Below are 15,587 nucleotides of genomic sequence, written 5' to 3' on the forward strand. Positions count from 1 at the left end.
CCACGGCTGCCGACGAAGCGGATGACACTGCCGCGGACGAACCTGCTGCTCCAGCGGATACCGAACCGATTCGAGTCGGAAGCCTCCTCGACGAAACCGGGCCGCTGAACATATACGGCACGCCGATGGCTGACGCGACGCGGCTCGCGATCGCCGACATCAATGCGAAAGGCGGTGTGCTCGGTCGCCAACTCGAGCTTGTGGCTCTCGACTCGAAGTCCGATCAGAACGAGTACATCGCCGGCGCCGACCGGCTGGTGGCCGAAGACCTCGCGGTGGTCCATGCAGGCATCACCAGCGCGTCGCGTGAGGCAATTCGTCCGATCTTCGACGAAGCCGAATTGCTGTACTTCTACAACGTCCTCTATGAGGGCGGGGTCTGCGACCGCAATACGTTCGTCACCGGCGTCGTGCCAACCCAGCAGCTCCAGGTTCTGATCCCGTGGGCCATCGAGAACATGGGGCCGCGCCTGTACGTGCTTGCGGCGGACTACAACTACGGCCAGATCTCGGCGGACTGGGTCCGCGAATATGCGGCCGCCAACGGCGGCGAGATCGTGGGCGAGGACTTCTTCCCGCTCGACGTGGCCGAATTCGGCACCACGATCTCAGAAGTGCAGGACGCGAATCCCGATGCGGTCGTTTCGCTGCTGGTCGGGGGCGCTCACATGTCGTTCTACAGCCAGTACAACGCGGCCGGGGTCAACGCCGATATCCCGATCGTGTCAACGACGTTCGGTCTGGGCAGCGAGCAGGTGGCGCTCGATGCAGCCTCCTCTGAAGGCATCATCGTCGCCTATCCGTACTTCGAAGAGCTCGACACCGCGGCCAACGGGGAATTCGTCGCTGCATGGCACGGCGAGTTCGGCAGCGACTACCCCTATATCACCGACCTCGCTGTGTACGTCTGGGAGGGGTGGCACCTGTGGGCTGACGCAGTGAACGCAGCAGGGACATTGGACCGCGATGCTGTGATCGCTCAGCTCGAAAGCGGCGTCAGCTTCTCCAGCCCGAAGGGCGAGGTGAGTCTGGACGGGGGTTCGCACCACCTGGTCCAGCCAGTGAGTCTGGCCCGGGCCAATTCCAGCAACGGCTTCGACGTCTTCGAGACGTTCGACAACATCCCGCCGTCGTTCGAGCAGGACGTCTGCGATCTCATCGCCAGCCCCGACACGAACCAGCAGTTCACTCCCTGATCCCAAGCTGCGGAGCTGGCGACATCCAGTCGCAGGAAGGCGCCAACACCCCTCGGCGCCTTCCTGCGGCTGTGTTCTGAACCTGAAGAACAACGGAGCGCTCAGAGCCGATGGCCTTCGATCGACTTTTCAACCTCGGCTTCGGCCTCGCGACGACGATCTCGGTGCTGGCCTTGGTGTCGGTCGGGTTGGCGGTCACCTTCGGCATGAGGGGGATCATCAATCTCGCTCACGGCGAGTTCATCATGCTGGGGGCGTTCGCCACGCTCACCGGGGTTCGCAACGGACTCAACATTTGGGTCGCGATGCTGACCGCGGCAGTGGCAGTCGGGGTGTTCGGCATCATCGTCGAGCGTTTGCTGATCCGATGGCTCTACGCCCGTCTGGCGGACACGATGCTGGCTACCTGGGGCCTGTCGTTGGTCATGGTGCAGGTCATCGAGAACATCTACGGATCGGTTACTGAAGGCATCGCAGTACCGGTCGGCAACTTCGATGTCGGCGACTACTCGATGTCGACCTACAACGTCGTGCTCATTGGGGCAGCCGTGACGTGTGTGCTGGTCACCTACGCCGTCATGCGCCACACCCGCTACGGGCTGCACGCGCGTGCGTCGGTGCAGTCGCCGACGATGGCCGAGAGTCTCGGCGTCAACACGTCCCGGATCAACATGTGGACGTTCGGGTTCGGCGCCTCGCTTGCTGGTGCAGCGGGTGCAGTGCTGGCCCCCCTCGTGGGTGTCATTCCCACCATGGGCCAGACGTATGTGGCCCGCTCGTTCATGACGGTGATCGTCGGCGGGCCTGCCTTCGTGGCCGGCCCGGTTTCTGCCAGTGGGCTGCTGGGGTTCATCGAGAACGTCAGCACGAGTCTGTTCACGCCGGTCATCGGGCAAGCCATGTTGCTGATCGCTGCGATCGTGATCCTGCGCTTCATGCCCCAGGGCCTCACTGGCCAACGGAGCCTTCGATGAAGGCTCTCACGGCGCTGTTGCGCTCCCACCAAGCAGGCACCGCTCGCGGTTCGATGCGAAACGACGCAGCCGCAGCCGCAGCCGCGTTTGCTGTTGTCGCCGTGCTGGCCAACCTGGTCGAGGAGTTCACGGCCTTCGAGTGGACTCTGTGGGCCACCCAAGCGATCCTCGCTCTGTCTCTCACGCTGGTATGGGGCCAAGGAGGGATCTTCAGCCTCGGCCAAGCGGCCATTTATGGCGTCGGTGGTTACACCTACGGGTTCTGGGCCATCAATCTCGCTGACAACACCGGCGAGACGGTCACCGCAGTACTGGCCGCCATTGCGGCGGGGACGATCGTCGCCGCGCTGCTCGGCTACTTCATGTTCTACGGCAACGTCACCGACGTGTACGTGGCGATCATCACGCTGGCCACCAGCTTGGTGTTGTTCGCGTTCGTCAACTCGACCTCAGGCACCGCGTATCGCATTGGTGACGCGCCATTCGGCGGATACAACGGCATGACCCGCATTCCCCGGCTCACGGTGCGGCTGCCCGGCGCGGAGAGCTATGTGCTCACCCGCACACAGTTCTTCTTGGTGTGCGCCGCCGCGGGTCTCGTTATCGCTGTGGTCGTTCGGATCATCGCTCGCAGGCCGTTCGGCCGCATTTCGGTCGCCTTGCAGCACAACGAGCTGCGCACCGAGTTGCTCGGCTATGACGTCCGCCGACACAAGCTCGCTCTGTTCACTATCGGCGGGGCCATCGCCGGTTTCGCGGGCGCGCTCTTCGCAGCGTGGGGCAGGTTCATCAGCCCGCCGGTCTTCTCGCTCGCTCCTGCAGCGCTGGTCGTGATCTGGGTGCTGGTCGGGGGCCGAACCAGCGTCGCAGGGGCGTTCATCGGCGTGCTGGTTGTCAAAGGGTTCTCATCGTGGTTCGGCGGAGCGAGCGGAGACAACGAACCGATCGTTCTCGGGCTGCTGTTGATCGTGATCGTCCTGGCACTGCCCGGAGGGATCGTCCCCGGCCTCGGACGGATGCGGAGCCGGATTTCCGCGACGCTGGCCAGCCGCGACCAGCCGCCTGCGGCCGGTGGACCGGTGCCATTGCAGAACGGTGACGATGTCTCGGACGTATTCCCCCACCACAGTTCGGAGTATCGGGGGCACCGGATTGCCGTCCAAGGCGTCACCAAGCAGTTCGGCGGTCTAGCGGCAGTCGATGACGTCACGTTGGATTTCCCGTCTCAGGGAGTGTCGTGTCTCATCGGACCTAATGGGGCCGGCAAGAGCACCCTGCTCGCCCTGCTCTCTGGTCAGTTGCGAGCCACCTCCGGAGCGGTCACCCTCGACGATCACGACCTGACCAAGTGGCATCCCTACCGCCGGGCGCGAGGCGGCGTGGGGATCAAGCTGCAGGTCGCATCGATCTATGCAGCCCTGACGACCCGAGAGAACCTCTGGCTGGCCTCTTACGCAAAGTCCCGCAACATCGAATCGTCCCAGACTCGCTCATCGGAGCTTCTCGCATGGCTGGGGTTGCGGGGCGACGCCGAACGCCCTGCCGGGACACTGTCTCACGGCCAGCAGCAGTGGCTGGAGATCGGCATGGTTGTCGCCGGCGAACCCAGCGTCGTACTGCTCGACGAGCCGACGGCCGGAATGACACGCGGCGAGACAGAACGCACCGCGGCGCTGGTCACCGAAATGGGCGCACGCGCTTCTGTCATCGTCGTCGAGCACGACATGGAATTTGTACGCCGCTTGGACGCACCCATCACCGTGCTCCACATGGGCTCGTTGTTCGCCCAAGGCAGCTTCGAACAGCTCTCGAGGGACGAACGAATCATCGACATCTACCTAGGAGGAAGGCACGCCGATGCTGCAGGCGAGTGACCTGAGAGCCGGTTACGGGTCTGCAGCGGTGCTGCACGGCATCAACCTCTCCCTTGCCGCAGGCGAGCGAGCCGCCATCCTCGGCCGCAACGGCGTCGGCAAGACGACGCTCATGCGTGCGCTCAGCGGCGAAATCAGTCCCACGGGCGGGACGCTCACGTTCCAGGGAACCGATCTGATGCCGCTGCGGCCCCATGAACGAGCCCGACTGGGAATCGCCCACGTACCCCAAGGACGCGACATCTTTCCCAAGCTCACCGTCGCGGAGAACCTCAAGGTCGGCGCCGCAGCAGTTCGCGGTTCGGCCGATGCGAAGATCGACGAGGTCTACGACGAGTTCCCCCTGCTCGCGGAGCGCCAACGGGCTCGCGGCGGCAGCCTGTCAGGCGGTCAGCAGCAAATCCTGGCCCTCGCACGAGCACTCGTCTCCGAGCCGAAATTGCTGCTCCTCGACGAACCCTCTGAAGGCATTCAGCCCTCCATCCTCGACGAAATCGCCGAGGCCATCGACCACATCAATCTCGCACGAGGGATCACCGTGCTCGTCGTCGAACAGAACCTCGACTTCGCGGCTCGCATCGCGGAACGCGGCCTGATCATGGACAAGGGCGAGATCATCGAGAACGTCGCCATTGCCGAACTCCACGACGACCGCGACCTCCAACGCACATTTCTGGCCCTTTAGGCAACTGCCCCAACATCTCACCGACGGAGCGCGACGCAATATGCAATTCACTGAGGAGCAAGACCAGTTCCGGGCCGTCGTCCGTGACTTCGCGAACGCCGAGATCAAACCCAGTGCAGCGCAGTGGGATCTCGACCACACGTTTCCGACCGACACCGTCAAGGACATGGGCGATCTCGGGCTCTTCGGCCTCATCTTCCCGGAGGAGTACGGCGGAGCAGGCGCGGATTTCACGACGCTGTGCATCGCCATCGAGGAAATCGGCCGCGCGGATCAATCGCTCGGCATCACGCTTGAAGCCGGGGTCTGCTTGGGCGCAAAACCGATCTTCGAATTCGGATCGGACGCGCAGAAGGAGGAGTTCCTGCCCGACCTCGTGGCCGGTCAAGCACTCGCCGGATTCGGACTGACGGAGCCGGACGCTGGTTCGGACGCCGGCGCAACCAAGACGCGGGCCTCGCTCGACACTGCGGGCGGAGAGCCGCACTGGGTGATCGACGGATCGAAGTGCTTCATCACGAACTCGGGCACGGACATCACCAGCGTGGTCAACGTGACTGCGCGAACCGCCGACGGCATCTCAACCTTCATCGTGCCGTCGGGCACTGACGGCTTCATCGTGGAGCCGGCGTACCACAAGATGGGATGGCACGCATCGGACACTCATGGGCTGTTGTTCAACGGATGTCGGGTGCCCGAATCCAACCTCCTCGGGGCGCCTGGCCGCGGCTTCCAGCAGTTCCTGGCGACCCTCGATGACGGGCGGATCGCCATCTCGGCACTCGCAGTCGGACTGATTCAAGCCTGCCTCGAAGAATGCACGGCGTATGCGAACCAGCGAATGGCGTTCGGCCGGCCGATCGGCAGCAACCAAGCAGTCGCATTCAAATGCGCCGACATGGCGGTAGCCGTGGAAACCGCTCGACAAGTGACCTATGCGGCCGCGGCACGCAAAGACGCAGGGCTGCCGTTCAAGAAGGAAGCGGCTATCGCCAAGCTCTACGCCACCGAGGCGGCAGTCGCCGCGGCCCGAGAAGCGACGCAGGTCTTCGGCGGGTATGGCTTCATTGACGAAACCCCTGTGGCGCGGTTCTATCGCGACGCGAAGATCTTGGAAATCGGCGAAGGCACCAGCGAGATCCAGAGGATCGTGATCTCGCGCGAACTCGGACTCGGGCAAGCGGGTTAGCCGGCGCGCACCCGTCGCACTGAACCGAGCGCAGCACGATCGACTGCCCGGCGACGCATCGCACGATGGTGCTGAAGCGATCCTTGCCACGAGCGCGGAACGTCAGCCGGGTGACCGATGATCTCCTCGACCGAGAATGCCTGCGCCATGACGTGTCCCCTCGACGGCCCATTGTGCCCCCGAGCACCCGGGTGTCCCCCATCCGCACGCCGCCCGGCGTCGAGGATCACCGTTGACTGAAGAAGCGCTCACTCATCGCCGGCTGGCGCAGGCGGGACACTGGCAGCTGCCGAAGTAGTCACTGTCGTGGATGAGGCCGTGCATGCGACCGCGGTCAGCATCGAACTGAGGCCAGAGACGGCGCGCATAGCGCTCATCGGGGCGCCCGCCAGGTTTCGAGTAGTACCTGAACAGCGCGTACGCGACGAGATCAGCGGCTTGGAGGGCTCTCGTTGCCCGGGAATCGGCGAACAGCGGAACATCGGCAAGGTTGCGCAGCTGGCCGAGCGAACTGCTCGCGGTGCGCCACTGATTCGTCCAGTTCTGCAGCCTTCCCTCGACACTGCTCTGATCGTGGACGATGAGCCCTCGTTGCTGGTGGCCCTGACGGCTCATGCGGTACACGAAATCGTCGAACTTCTTCGTGAGCAGTTCGTACGCCCTGAGCTTCTGGTTCTGGGGATCCCGCTCCATGACTGCGCCGATGAGGCGCCACGGCCGTTCAGGGTTGACCGGCGCGTAACGGCAAGTGTCGCGTAGGCGCCTGCGAGTACCCGGCGGCGATCTGCTTCGGCGACATTCCTCCACCTCTTGCGACCACGCCACATCTCCGTCGCGTGAAGCTCGTACATGGTGTGGTCGAGGCCCAGAGGGCGGAGCTTTCGAAACAAGAATTTGTCAAGGCGCTGCTGCAGATGCCAGGCATCTTCCTCGTGGACAATGATTCCTCCGACCACGAACACGGGACTGGCGCCGTGTGATCCCGACTCGTCAACAAAGCAGAGATACAAACTGACTCCCAAACGCGTTCGTGCCCCGCCGAAGCGGGGCACGTTCTGCGAGTCAGCAGAGGAGCAAGCTCACGGCACCGAATGCTCGGGTCCTCTCCGCTGCAAGCAGGATACACACTGCCGTCGCACCGTACTGTCGACTTCCGAGACGACACGAATGGTTTTCTCAAGAGCCTGGTGGCCAACCTTCGGGTTGGACAATCTCGGCGGCGGCGATCACCTCCACCACCACGTCTGCGAGTTCATCGGCCCGCTCGGCGCCCAGCTGGCAGCCGCCCGCAGCCCGGACGGTCAGGCGTCTTCGAGCGTGGCCCGCAGGAGTCTGAGCTGCTTGGCGTCTGACGCTCTGATGGCGATGCGCAGCAGGGGCCACATCACACGCCACAGCACGCCCGTGCTCTGGCAGTCGGCGGTCAGCGTGACCCGTGAGGTGCCCTCATCGTGGGGGTGGACCTCGTAGGCGTAGTCCGCCCTCACGCCGCCCTGAACCGAACGCAGCACGATCGACTGCCCGGCGACGCATCCCACGATGGTGCTGGAGCGATCCTTGCCACGAGCGCGGAACGTCAGCCGGGTGCCTTCGGCGGTCTGGCCGTCGGCGGCGATCGTGTCGATCCCGGGCATCCACCGGTGAGCGTTCGGCCAGTCGACCAGGGCGGCCCACACGTGCGGAGCCGGGTGACCGATGATCTCTTCGACCGAGAATGCCTGCGCCATGACGTGTCTCCTCGACGGCACATTGTGCCCCCGAGCACCCAGGCGCCCTCCAACCGCACCCCGCCCGGCGCCCAGCCGGTAGCCGTCCACCAGCGCCGCGATGCGCGCCGACCGGTCGGGCGGGCTCGGCCAGCCACCCAGCCACCCATCGGCATCGTCACAGACAGGGGCGAACTGCCACACGGCGTGCGCGAGGTCCCACATCGCATGCCTCCCGAAGGGCCCTCCTCGAAGTCGGTCCCTGAAGCGAACCCCGCGACGCAGTCGTGATAGGCCCGAACAGCTCTCCATTGACGCCAGCTCGCCGCGACCCAGCCGCCAGCACTCGGCCTCGGCCGGCACCCACCCCTCGACCAAGTCGAGCACCATCGAGCCGTCCGACTCGGTGCCTAGGAAGCGAGGGGCGCCACCAAAACAGGCGTCCTTGAGATAGACGAGCAGTGCTGGACGAACGCCGAAAACACGGTTCCAGGACGTCGGACAAACCCAGTGACACGGCCAGTCTGCGCTACCGATGATTGCGGCTGCTAAAGCCCTCCTGTTCCGAGCATCCACTGCGACCGTCGAATCACCGCGACGCCGGATGTACCGTGAACACACCTAGTCAATTCGAAAGCTTCCGATCAATTCCAGGCAACAACGTATATTCACTGCACCCTGTGGTAGCCATCAATGGTCAACAGTTAGAACTCAGACTCCGCTAGCATTTCAAAAAATGCATCGCTCGTTTCGGTAATCACTCTGGGTTCAAGACCCCGCAAGCCACTATCCTTCCAGTGCGGTTCGCGCTCATCTCCAAATTTCTTCAATGATCGCACGATATACGGTATTACCCATTGCTCGTCCAGCCCTTTGGCAAACTGTTGCCCGTTCAAGGTTTGCAGCAGATCACGATCGCGCATACTCGCCCCGATATAAATCCAAGGTAAGGGGCTCTGTGAGAGATCAAGCAACGAAATCAGCGTCCGAAACTTCGTAGTAGCGAGGCCGCGATTCGTTTGATCCTGAGTTGCCACGCATGTTTCGATCTCGTCTATCGTGCCATGCAACTTGAGCAGCGGAACAGAGTCTTCATCTCCATTGCAGTAGCGTTCAATATAGCTAACTGCGTCACCAAACTCTTCATCCGAAATGAAGGGTTTCAACGGCGCGGACGTGTTTCTCTCCAACAGACAGTCGAAGTTCAGTTGGGCGACAATCAATTTCGCATCCCAAGACTCTAAGATTTTCGCGAGATGAACGACTGATGGCCCGGGGCTATCGACAATCTCGTCGTGACGATCTTTGAACTCTTGCAGCGTTGGCAGCTCCGGACGGAACTGCTCTTCCACTACAAGTACTCGTTCTAGAGTAAGCCCACTAGCGAATTCGCGCGGGTCCATCAATAGCTCTTCTCGAGAAATCCACTCAGGAGTGCTAGACAGCTCAGATAGCCACGTATGAAACTCAACACCTAAATCAATTGAGTCGAGACTTTCTAACGACGGATCATTCAATAGACGCATAATGGCATTGTCGCGTAACTCATCCCCAAGGGGCAGTCGGGACGAGACACTGAAGCCGGCCCCTAGCAGAAGTACTACAGGCGAGGATCTACACTGTTCGGCGATCTGTGCGGTCGCCTGACGCAAGTGCTGCTTACCTCGCCGGCGCACGAGCTGTCCATGCTCAATGGCATAGCGAAAACCCGTTTCCGGCTGGCAGTGGGTTGCGATATCGATGCCAGATTCGATAGCCAGAATAAGAGTTTGAGGGATCGCGCGCTGCGAGCCATGAATCCTCTGCATGATGAGATTCCAAGCTGCTTCCTCGGCACGAGCATCCAGCGGTCCATTCGAATATACCAATATCGCGAATTCGTAGTCATCCAAGTGTCGGTGCGCGGCACCCCTCGCTATGGCGTGCAGCATTTGATCCCCCGCGCTCAGCGTTTCTGACTCATCTGAACCTAGGAATCTCGCGTCTAGTGTGCCATCTTCCTGTTCCGCGAGTACAACTCTCCGATCAGATCTTGACAACGTGACCTCAATCGCATTACGCCGGTTAGGGTCTCTTGTACCGGGTACCGGCTTATGCAGATTCCAATGGTGCTCACTGTCAACGTCTTGATTGGTCGCGTCTAGAAGGCAACCATCATGAGTTTCAGCAAGAGCCCGCAGAATCGGTCTCGCTGCGTGGGCATCGTCAAGTATTACCGGAACAACTGTGATCCCCTCAGCCATCCGCCGCGTATGTGCCTCGGCTATGGCTTGGCCGAGCTCAAACCAAGTGACCGGTGTCGTCATGTGCTCGCTTCGATATGACGGCGCAGCTGGTGATCAAAGAGTTGACGTAACCTTTGTGTGTCTCTCGGGCGTTCATGTGCCAGTCCAAAGCCCGCGAGCGCTCGACTCGCGCGACGCAGCTCGTGAACCAGCCGATCGAATGCCTCCACGAACAGATCCGGCCCAACGCGAGTTCGATGACCTCTGACCAGATCGCGTGCTACGAGGTCGACAACTAGTGCCTCGCTGTCGGCTTCGATCCAAATGGAATCGTGTTCGTTATCGCGCCCTTCGTCTATTACGATCGCCGTCCCAATTCGCCTGCGAGCCTCATAGAGCATCCATCCACTGATTAGCTGCTCACTGATGTCGCTGCGCCGTCTATTTGGTGACAACACATCAGCAAAAGCCTGCACTGGAGAAAAGAATGCCTTGTTGATGACACTACGTTCAGGATCTGCGGCGAATCGAATAAGGGCGCGGTCTCGGCTTGTTGAGCGGTTAACCAACAGCGCAACGACTATTCCCGCAGCTGGAATCTGCAAGGGTTTGTTGGTTCCTTCGAGCAATGCCAACACTGAATTCAAGCGGTGTCGAGACCAATCGCGATAGAGTCGAGCGAGGCGTCGCTCGTAAATACTGAGTTGTGTTGTTGTCACATAGTGGGCTTCTTGATCGGCAGACAAGCTCTTCAGTAGTTCCAGGGCACAACGCCCCTCTGGTGTCACGAGCCATCGGTGATGTCCCACGCTAAGTGCAAGCGGTGGCACAAGCGATGCGAGATGCTTAGGCATCGAATTCAAGTTGGCAATTTCGCGTCTCAACCTTTGACCCTGTGCTACCGGGTCAAACCACTGGCGAGCTATCTCAAGGTCGTTCTCGAGATCACCGACTGGCCGCCCGTAGGTCGCATGCCATCCTTCAACAAGATCTTGGATTAGTCGGCTAGCTTGAGAGGCCGTGATCCTGCCGGATATGCCTAGTAGCGACTCGTTATCCATCATCACACAATCGTCCTAGTCGCGTAACCGTCGTCATCGACACGCTTCGCGAGCGACTCGTATCTCTTGGCTCTCTCTCCGATCGAATCTCGCGACATTTGGGAGTAGTCATTGCTCAGCGGCAAAATGAGGAGCACATGTACACCTTGTCGCTCCCTTGTCCATTCCTTGAGATATTCGAGCATCCCGCTGAGAAGATGCTGCGCGATGAACGCGCCAAACTCATCGAGCACAACGAGGCGGTTCGTTACTGGCAGCTTCGGGTCATCTAGTAGCGCAAGACGGGCGCGCGTATAAGCGAAAGCCTGTTCACCACTGCTAAAGGCCTCCAGCGGACGCGACCGCTTGGACCCGCTCTCGCTCCAATGAACTCTTCGAGTTGCTAGATCGACAGTGATATCTTCGTCATCATCCGCATCTCTAAAGAGCTCGTGCCGGACGCGTGGGTCGTTAAGCCGGCCACTGAACGATGCTGCCAACCAATGCTGGAGCTGCTCGACGTATTCCGTTGCGTTTATAGGCTGCCCTCGCAATTGCCGCGCGACACCCTGCAACGCCGCCTCGATGGCTTCCAGCTGCCTACGGTGCTTTCCGAGTCGCTCAAGAACATCACGGATAAGTCGCTGAGCCGAATTCAATTCTAGGTGTATATCTTCAAGATCATCTGAATTCCGAGACGATTGGTTGTCGATCGCCGACCGGATCCACGACAGATTGGCGTCCCTCTGGAGTAGTTCGAACGCGTTTCGAATCGTCGTCCTCTCCTGGAGTAATCGCTGCCGGCAATTGCGATCCCAGCCATCGAGCTCGCCCAGTTCCGATTGAGCCTCCGTGTAACGTGAGTCGATATCATGCAACTCCGATTCGATTTGCTCCTCCGAAATCTCAAGCGATGCCAGAGTCCTGTCAAACCGCGTGAGAAGTTCTTCCTGACTCATATCGCTGCCCGCAGTTCCCAATCTCTGCGCCACAGCTGCTCGTCTGGCAGCAAGCTCGAGCAGAACTTGATTGCACTCAGATCTGCGTACGCTGGCACGCTCCAGGGCCTCGGCGGCTTCACCGCCGGCACCTTGTTGGAGCGCTTTGCGTACACGAGACTCGTTGTGACGGACGAGTCGTTGAAAGCGGCCAACGTCGAGCAGCGAGGCCCGGAGCAACTCAGCTTGCGTCTTCCGTGTACTGACTTGTTCCAATTCTTGGGCAATCTCTACGGCCCCAGGTGGAGGTGGTTGCTGCTGTAGGTACTGGTGACGTGCCGCCATACCAACACGGGTCTTAGACACGCTGAGTTGAAGGCCGCTGTCCGCGTCGTCGATGGCCGTTTGATTGCCCAAGCCTCGTGCTTCCGCATCGTTCAGATCGCTCGAGAGAGACTCCAGAAGTACCATCATTGCCGGCGCTTGATTCTGCTGGTGATGCTGATCCTCAAGCCACCGCTCGCGCTCAGTCAATTCATTTAGGACTTCTCTGACGATTCTAGAATCGCTCTCGACATCTAGCGCAGCAGCACGCGACGCCGCGATCCTCCAAGCGTCGGCGAGTTTGTCAATATTCCGTCGCCGCGTCCGTTCCGCGTTGAAGAGTTCTCGTTCCAATTCCCGACTCCGCCCGGCCTGCGCCGCAAGTTGCGTCACCTCTTCTTGGGCCGCATCGAGCTCTAACTGTCGCTCGACAATCTGCCTGTCGATCTCCTCAAGCTCCTGTTGCAATACGGGCTCGTTGGCGAGCATCTCGTGGACGCGGCGCCTCAAGTCGAGTGCCTCGTTGATCAAGTTCCGGCGATTCTGCAGGGCTCTAACTTCGCTCCGAGCTTCGGCGAGATGTCGTTTGGCCTCGTCAGCCTCTGATTCAAGCCTTGCGAGGTCCGCGATGGACACACTCGACAGCAAATCACCAGCATTTCCTGCGAGATCTTCTAACTGCTTTAGGGGACCCCACTCTGAATGGGCATGTTTGGCTGCCCAGCGATGCACGTCCGCCGCACGAGCCTCTGCCTCGGCGGCGAAAGTTTGCGTGAGATCCTCATCGCCCGCAAGGCGAGTGACTCTGACCAAGCGTCTGATCTCGTCGAGAGATGCTGATTTGCCGTCGATCGAAATCGAGGTAAACCAGTCATCGCGCGGAATCGGTCCACTGCCCGCTTGCCAATTGGCACTATCAGCCGTCCACGTCACGCGCTCGGCGCCCTGGAGCCCTTCGATTTGAACTTCTAGATGACCAAGACCCTCCCGGAGGCTCTCCCACGATGGAGAATCCGGCGCGTATGGCATGCTCCCGGTGCACAGTTCCAAGATCCGGACCGCCAGAGTCTTGCCGATGCCGTTGTAGCCCTCGAGGATCGCGAGGCGCGCGTCAGGAAGCGCGCCAATCACGCTTAGCGGTCCTGATGGGTCGGTGCTAATTCGAATCAACATCGTCTGCGAGTCCTAAGAGGAGTTCTTGCGCATCCAGTTCGCTGGCAGATCCCTCAAGCTCGGAGAGCATCTCGGCGAGCTCCTCGTCGGGGTCGTGAGAGCCACGTCTCGCAGCGCGAAGAATCTCCAAGACCTTCGCGGTGTCAGGATCGGCTGATTCCGGAAGCTCTGTCATCGAATAGCTGCCAGTCCCTTCAGGTCGTGCGACGCGGGGTCTCCGTTGCGAGAGATCGCGTCGGCAACATTGGCTCGGGCCAGTTTCGCGAATGACTCGGACAATTCAAAGCCGATTGCCCGCCGCTCTGTGTCAAGTGCCTCAACCAGCGCCCGGCCAGAACCGCAGAACGGGTCGAGCACGAGGCCGCCGGGGGGGCACGAGCTCAGGATGCGAGGCCGAACCACGGTCGACGGAAATGTCGCCGAGTGGTTCCCCTCGCCTGAGCAAGCGTGGGCCGTGACCACATCTCGCGCTCCCTCTTCACACCCTGCGAGGTCGTAGTGGTACTTCGGGCGACCCCGCGAGTTCCGGAGCACAAAGTGGAACCAGTGCTCATGCGACAGCCTTAGCCGGTCCGACTCCGGCCGCGGCATCACGTTCGGCTTTGACCAGATCATGTCGTTGCGAAGGATCCAGCCGGATTCCTGCATAGCGATCGCAAATCGGGCGGGAACGAGCAGCAGCTGCTTGTCCCGCAAATAGCCACCCGAGGGTGTTCTGCGCCGGCTCCTGCGCTCGCTAAGTCCTTGTCGGCCCTCGTCGCGGATGCTGCTCCAGCGCGCGAAGTACGTATCACCCAGGTTGACCCACATACTTCCCGACTGCCTGAGCTTGCCGCGAGCCTTCTCAAAGAACTCAACAAGATGAGCGATGTACCAATGCGGGTACGGCTCCAAGCCCAGAATCCCTCCCGCTTTGCGGTACCAGCAATACGGAGGAGGGCACTCTGGGTCGTTTCCCGCCTCCTTCCATTGCGCGAGAACATCCTCGCGGTGGTCGAGACCATATGACCGCAACCCCCAAAACGGCGGTGAGGTGAGCACGAGATCGATCTCATCGTCGATCTGGTCGATGAGGTCGAATGCGTCACCACTAAGAACGGTGACTTCGGGATGTGTGGCTTCGCCGTTGTTGGTCATTGGATCTCCGATCGATGAAGTGCGGCCGCACTTCAAGTTATCCGAAGTGCGGCCGCACTTCATCGACCAGAAGTACCGTCGGTCGGCTGGACACGCGGCTCAGGGACCCAGCGCCAGTAGATGCCGGCGTGCCCAACCGAGACCGGACGTACGGGGCTCGGCCAACTCCTGCATGGCGGCATGCTCGTTTCGAAAGCGCAAAGCACCTTCGACAGTTCGCAGCAGGCTTCGGGGCGTGCCTCGGGGTGATCAACGACATCGACCAACAAGAGACTGTGCAGCCTGCTACTCGTGGAGGTCGCGATTGTTGATGGCCTTAGCGGCAAGTCGACGGAAGGCCTCAACGCCCTTGTCGTGAGCTCTTGTGTTGAGTTTGTCAAGCGCTCTGCGCATGGGGCCGTCGGAGTACCAGAACAGCCACGGCTGATCATGCGGGTCAAGGTCCTCGTGGCATCCTCGGCACAGGGTGATGAGGTTCTCGTCGATAGTGGGTCCGCCCTTGCTGAACAACTTGATGTGATGGATTTGAAGCTGGCTCAGGTCGTCACCCTCCGCGGGGACTCTGCCGCACTTCTGGCAGCAGTGGCCATCTCGTTCGAGGATCCGCCGTCTCTGTCGGGGCCGCGGGCGCGACTGCTGGGCTTCGCGGGATTCCGGGTCATGGCGACGAAACCCCATCGGGCCGACGTTCGCATACTCCCGCGGCTGGATGAACTCGGCAAGGCAACGATGGGCTAGGTCTTCCGCGAGGAGCGCATGCCCGCCGAGTTGGAAGTAGGCGGCCAAGTCTGCGTCCTCGTTCACCACGATCCAGCTCTGGCCCATTCGGTCCCAGATGCGGGTCATCTTCTCCGGGTAGACCTGCGACGGCTCGCGCAGCTCGACTCCGTGATCAGGTCCCTTGCCGTCGGGGAAACCGGCAAAGTTCGACTGGAACGTGAAACCCCATCGTTTGCCATCAGAAAGCAGCGTCGCGGCCAAGTACGACTTGTCCGAGCGAATGACTTTGAGGCTCCGGGCCAGCACGCCCAGACGCGCCGAACGCTCGTCGGCACTGTCGGCCGCGACCTGTTCTGCACTGTGATTGGGGGTCACGCTGGCACCGTACCGCCGACGGCCGCCGGCT

14 protein-coding genes are annotated in these 15,587 nt (G+C 61.1%); 5 read left to right on the forward strand and 9 right to left on the reverse strand.

Annotated elements, in window-relative coordinates; translation table 11 throughout:
• The first annotated feature begins 68 nt into the window (after window positions 1-68).
• From ACOGI5_RS02950 to ACOGI5_RS02970, 5 genes are all read left to right on the forward strand, one after another.
• On the forward strand, window positions 69-1,196 hold the full coding sequence (locus ACOGI5_RS02950; RefSeq protein ID WP_419865420.1) for an ABC transporter substrate-binding protein: 1,128 nt from the start codon (window positions 69-71) through the stop codon (window positions 1,194-1,196).
• 110 nt (window positions 1,197-1,306) lie between these two features.
• Window positions 1,307-2,170, forward strand: coding sequence for an ABC transporter permease subunit (locus ACOGI5_RS02955; RefSeq protein WP_419862985.1), 864 nt, complete (start codon window positions 1,307-1,309; stop codon window positions 2,168-2,170).
• On the forward strand, window positions 2,167-4,044 hold the full coding sequence (locus tag ACOGI5_RS02960; RefSeq protein WP_419862986.1) for an ABC transporter permease subunit: 1,878 nt from the start codon (window positions 2,167-2,169) through the stop codon (window positions 4,042-4,044). Before ACOGI5_RS02955 ends, ACOGI5_RS02960 begins: the two co-directional genes overlap by 4 nt.
• Window positions 4,028-4,729 (forward strand): ABC transporter ATP-binding protein, encoded by a 702-nt coding sequence (locus ACOGI5_RS02965; RefSeq protein WP_419862987.1) that lies wholly within the window; start codon window positions 4,028-4,030, stop codon window positions 4,727-4,729. Before ACOGI5_RS02960 ends, ACOGI5_RS02965 begins: the two co-directional genes overlap by 17 nt.
• 40 nt (window positions 4,730-4,769) lie before the next feature.
• A complete protein-coding gene (locus ACOGI5_RS02970) occupies window positions 4,770-5,918 on the forward strand; it encodes an acyl-CoA dehydrogenase family protein (protein WP_419862988.1) in 1,149 nt (382 codons plus the stop codon).
• A gap of 252 nt (window positions 5,919-6,170) precedes the next feature.
• On the opposite strand, the gene ACOGI5_RS02975 is transcribed toward ACOGI5_RS02970, so the two are convergent.
• The 9 genes from ACOGI5_RS02975 to ACOGI5_RS03015 all read right to left on the reverse strand — a co-directional run bounded on the left by ACOGI5_RS02975 (window position 6,171) and on the right by ACOGI5_RS03015 (window position 15,556).
• Complete coding sequence (locus ACOGI5_RS02975) at window positions 6,171-6,611, reverse strand: DUF3800 domain-containing protein (protein WP_419862989.1); 441 nt, start codon at window positions 6,609-6,611, stop codon at window positions 6,171-6,173.
• Window positions 6,530-6,970: a DUF3800 domain-containing protein gene (locus ACOGI5_RS02980; RefSeq protein ID WP_419862990.1), complete on the reverse strand. Its 441-nt coding sequence runs from the start codon at window positions 6,968-6,970 to the stop codon at window positions 6,530-6,532. Before ACOGI5_RS02980 ends, ACOGI5_RS02975 begins: the two co-directional genes overlap by 82 nt.
• Window positions 6,971-7,219: 249 nt before the next feature.
• Window positions 7,220-7,849, reverse strand: coding sequence for an SRPBCC family protein (locus tag ACOGI5_RS02985; protein WP_419862991.1), 630 nt, complete (start codon window positions 7,847-7,849; stop codon window positions 7,220-7,222).
• A 479-nt stretch (window positions 7,850-8,328) separates the two neighbouring features.
• Window positions 8,329-9,516 carry an SIR2 family protein gene (locus ACOGI5_RS02990; RefSeq protein WP_419862992.1) on the reverse strand — a complete coding sequence of 396 codons (1,188 nt, stop codon included), beginning with the start codon at window positions 9,514-9,516 and terminating at the stop codon, window positions 8,329-8,331.
• A gap of 410 nt (window positions 9,517-9,926) precedes the next feature.
• A complete protein-coding gene (locus ACOGI5_RS02995; protein WP_419862993.1) occupies window positions 9,927-10,637 on the reverse strand; it encodes a hypothetical protein in 711 nt (236 codons plus the stop codon).
• Between the two features lie 275 nt (window positions 10,638-10,912).
• Entirely contained in the window at window positions 10,913-13,282 is a 2,370-nt protein-coding gene (locus ACOGI5_RS03000) for a hypothetical protein (protein ID WP_419862994.1), read from the reverse strand.
• Between the two features lie 25 nt (window positions 13,283-13,307).
• Window positions 13,308-13,499, reverse strand: coding sequence for a hypothetical protein (locus ACOGI5_RS03005; RefSeq protein WP_419862995.1), 192 nt, complete (start codon window positions 13,497-13,499; stop codon window positions 13,308-13,310).
• Entirely contained in the window at window positions 13,496-14,461 is a 966-nt protein-coding gene (locus ACOGI5_RS03010; RefSeq protein ID WP_419862996.1) for a DNA-methyltransferase, read from the reverse strand. The genes ACOGI5_RS03005 and ACOGI5_RS03010 overlap by 4 nt, the downstream gene beginning before the upstream one ends.
• Window positions 14,462-14,746: 285 nt before the next feature.
• Window positions 14,747-15,556, reverse strand: a complete 810-nt coding sequence (locus tag ACOGI5_RS03015) for an HNH endonuclease (RefSeq protein WP_419862997.1) — start codon at window positions 15,554-15,556, stop codon at window positions 14,747-14,749.
• Window positions 15,557-15,587: the final 31 nt, after the last annotated feature.

Origin of the sequence: Candidatus Poriferisodalis sp. (genome assembly GCF_965208925.1) — a bacterium.
Lineage (GTDB): Bacteria > Actinomycetota > Acidimicrobiia > Acidimicrobiales > Poriferisodalaceae > Poriferisodalis.

Excerpts from the sequence above, each read along its gene's own strand:
- ACOGI5_RS02960 (WP_419862986.1), top strand. The coding sequence starts at position 2,167 with ATGAAGGCTCTCACGGCGCTGTTGCGCTCCCACCAAGCAGGCACCGCT.
- ACOGI5_RS02975 (WP_419862989.1), bottom strand. The coding sequence starts at position 6,611 with ATGGAGCGGGATCCCCAGAACCAGAAGCTCAGGGCGTACGAACTGCTC.
- ACOGI5_RS02970 (WP_419862988.1), top strand. The coding sequence starts at position 4,770 with ATGCAATTCACTGAGGAGCAAGACCAGTTCCGGGCCGTCGTCCGTGAC.
- ACOGI5_RS02985 (WP_419862991.1), bottom strand. The coding sequence starts at position 7,849 with ATGTGGGACCTCGCGCACGCCGTGTGGCAGTTCGCCCCTGTCTGTGAC.
- ACOGI5_RS03005 (WP_419862995.1), bottom strand. The coding sequence starts at position 13,499 with ATGACAGAGCTTCCGGAATCAGCCGATCCTGACACCGCGAAGGTCTTG.
- ACOGI5_RS03010 (WP_419862996.1), bottom strand. The coding sequence starts at position 14,461 with ATGACCAACAACGGCGAAGCCACACATCCCGAAGTCACCGTTCTTAGT.
- ACOGI5_RS02965 (WP_419862987.1), top strand. The coding sequence starts at position 4,028 with ATGCTGCAGGCGAGTGACCTGAGAGCCGGTTACGGGTCTGCAGCGGTG.
- ACOGI5_RS02955 (WP_419862985.1), top strand. The coding sequence starts at position 1,307 with ATGGCCTTCGATCGACTTTTCAACCTCGGCTTCGGCCTCGCGACGACG.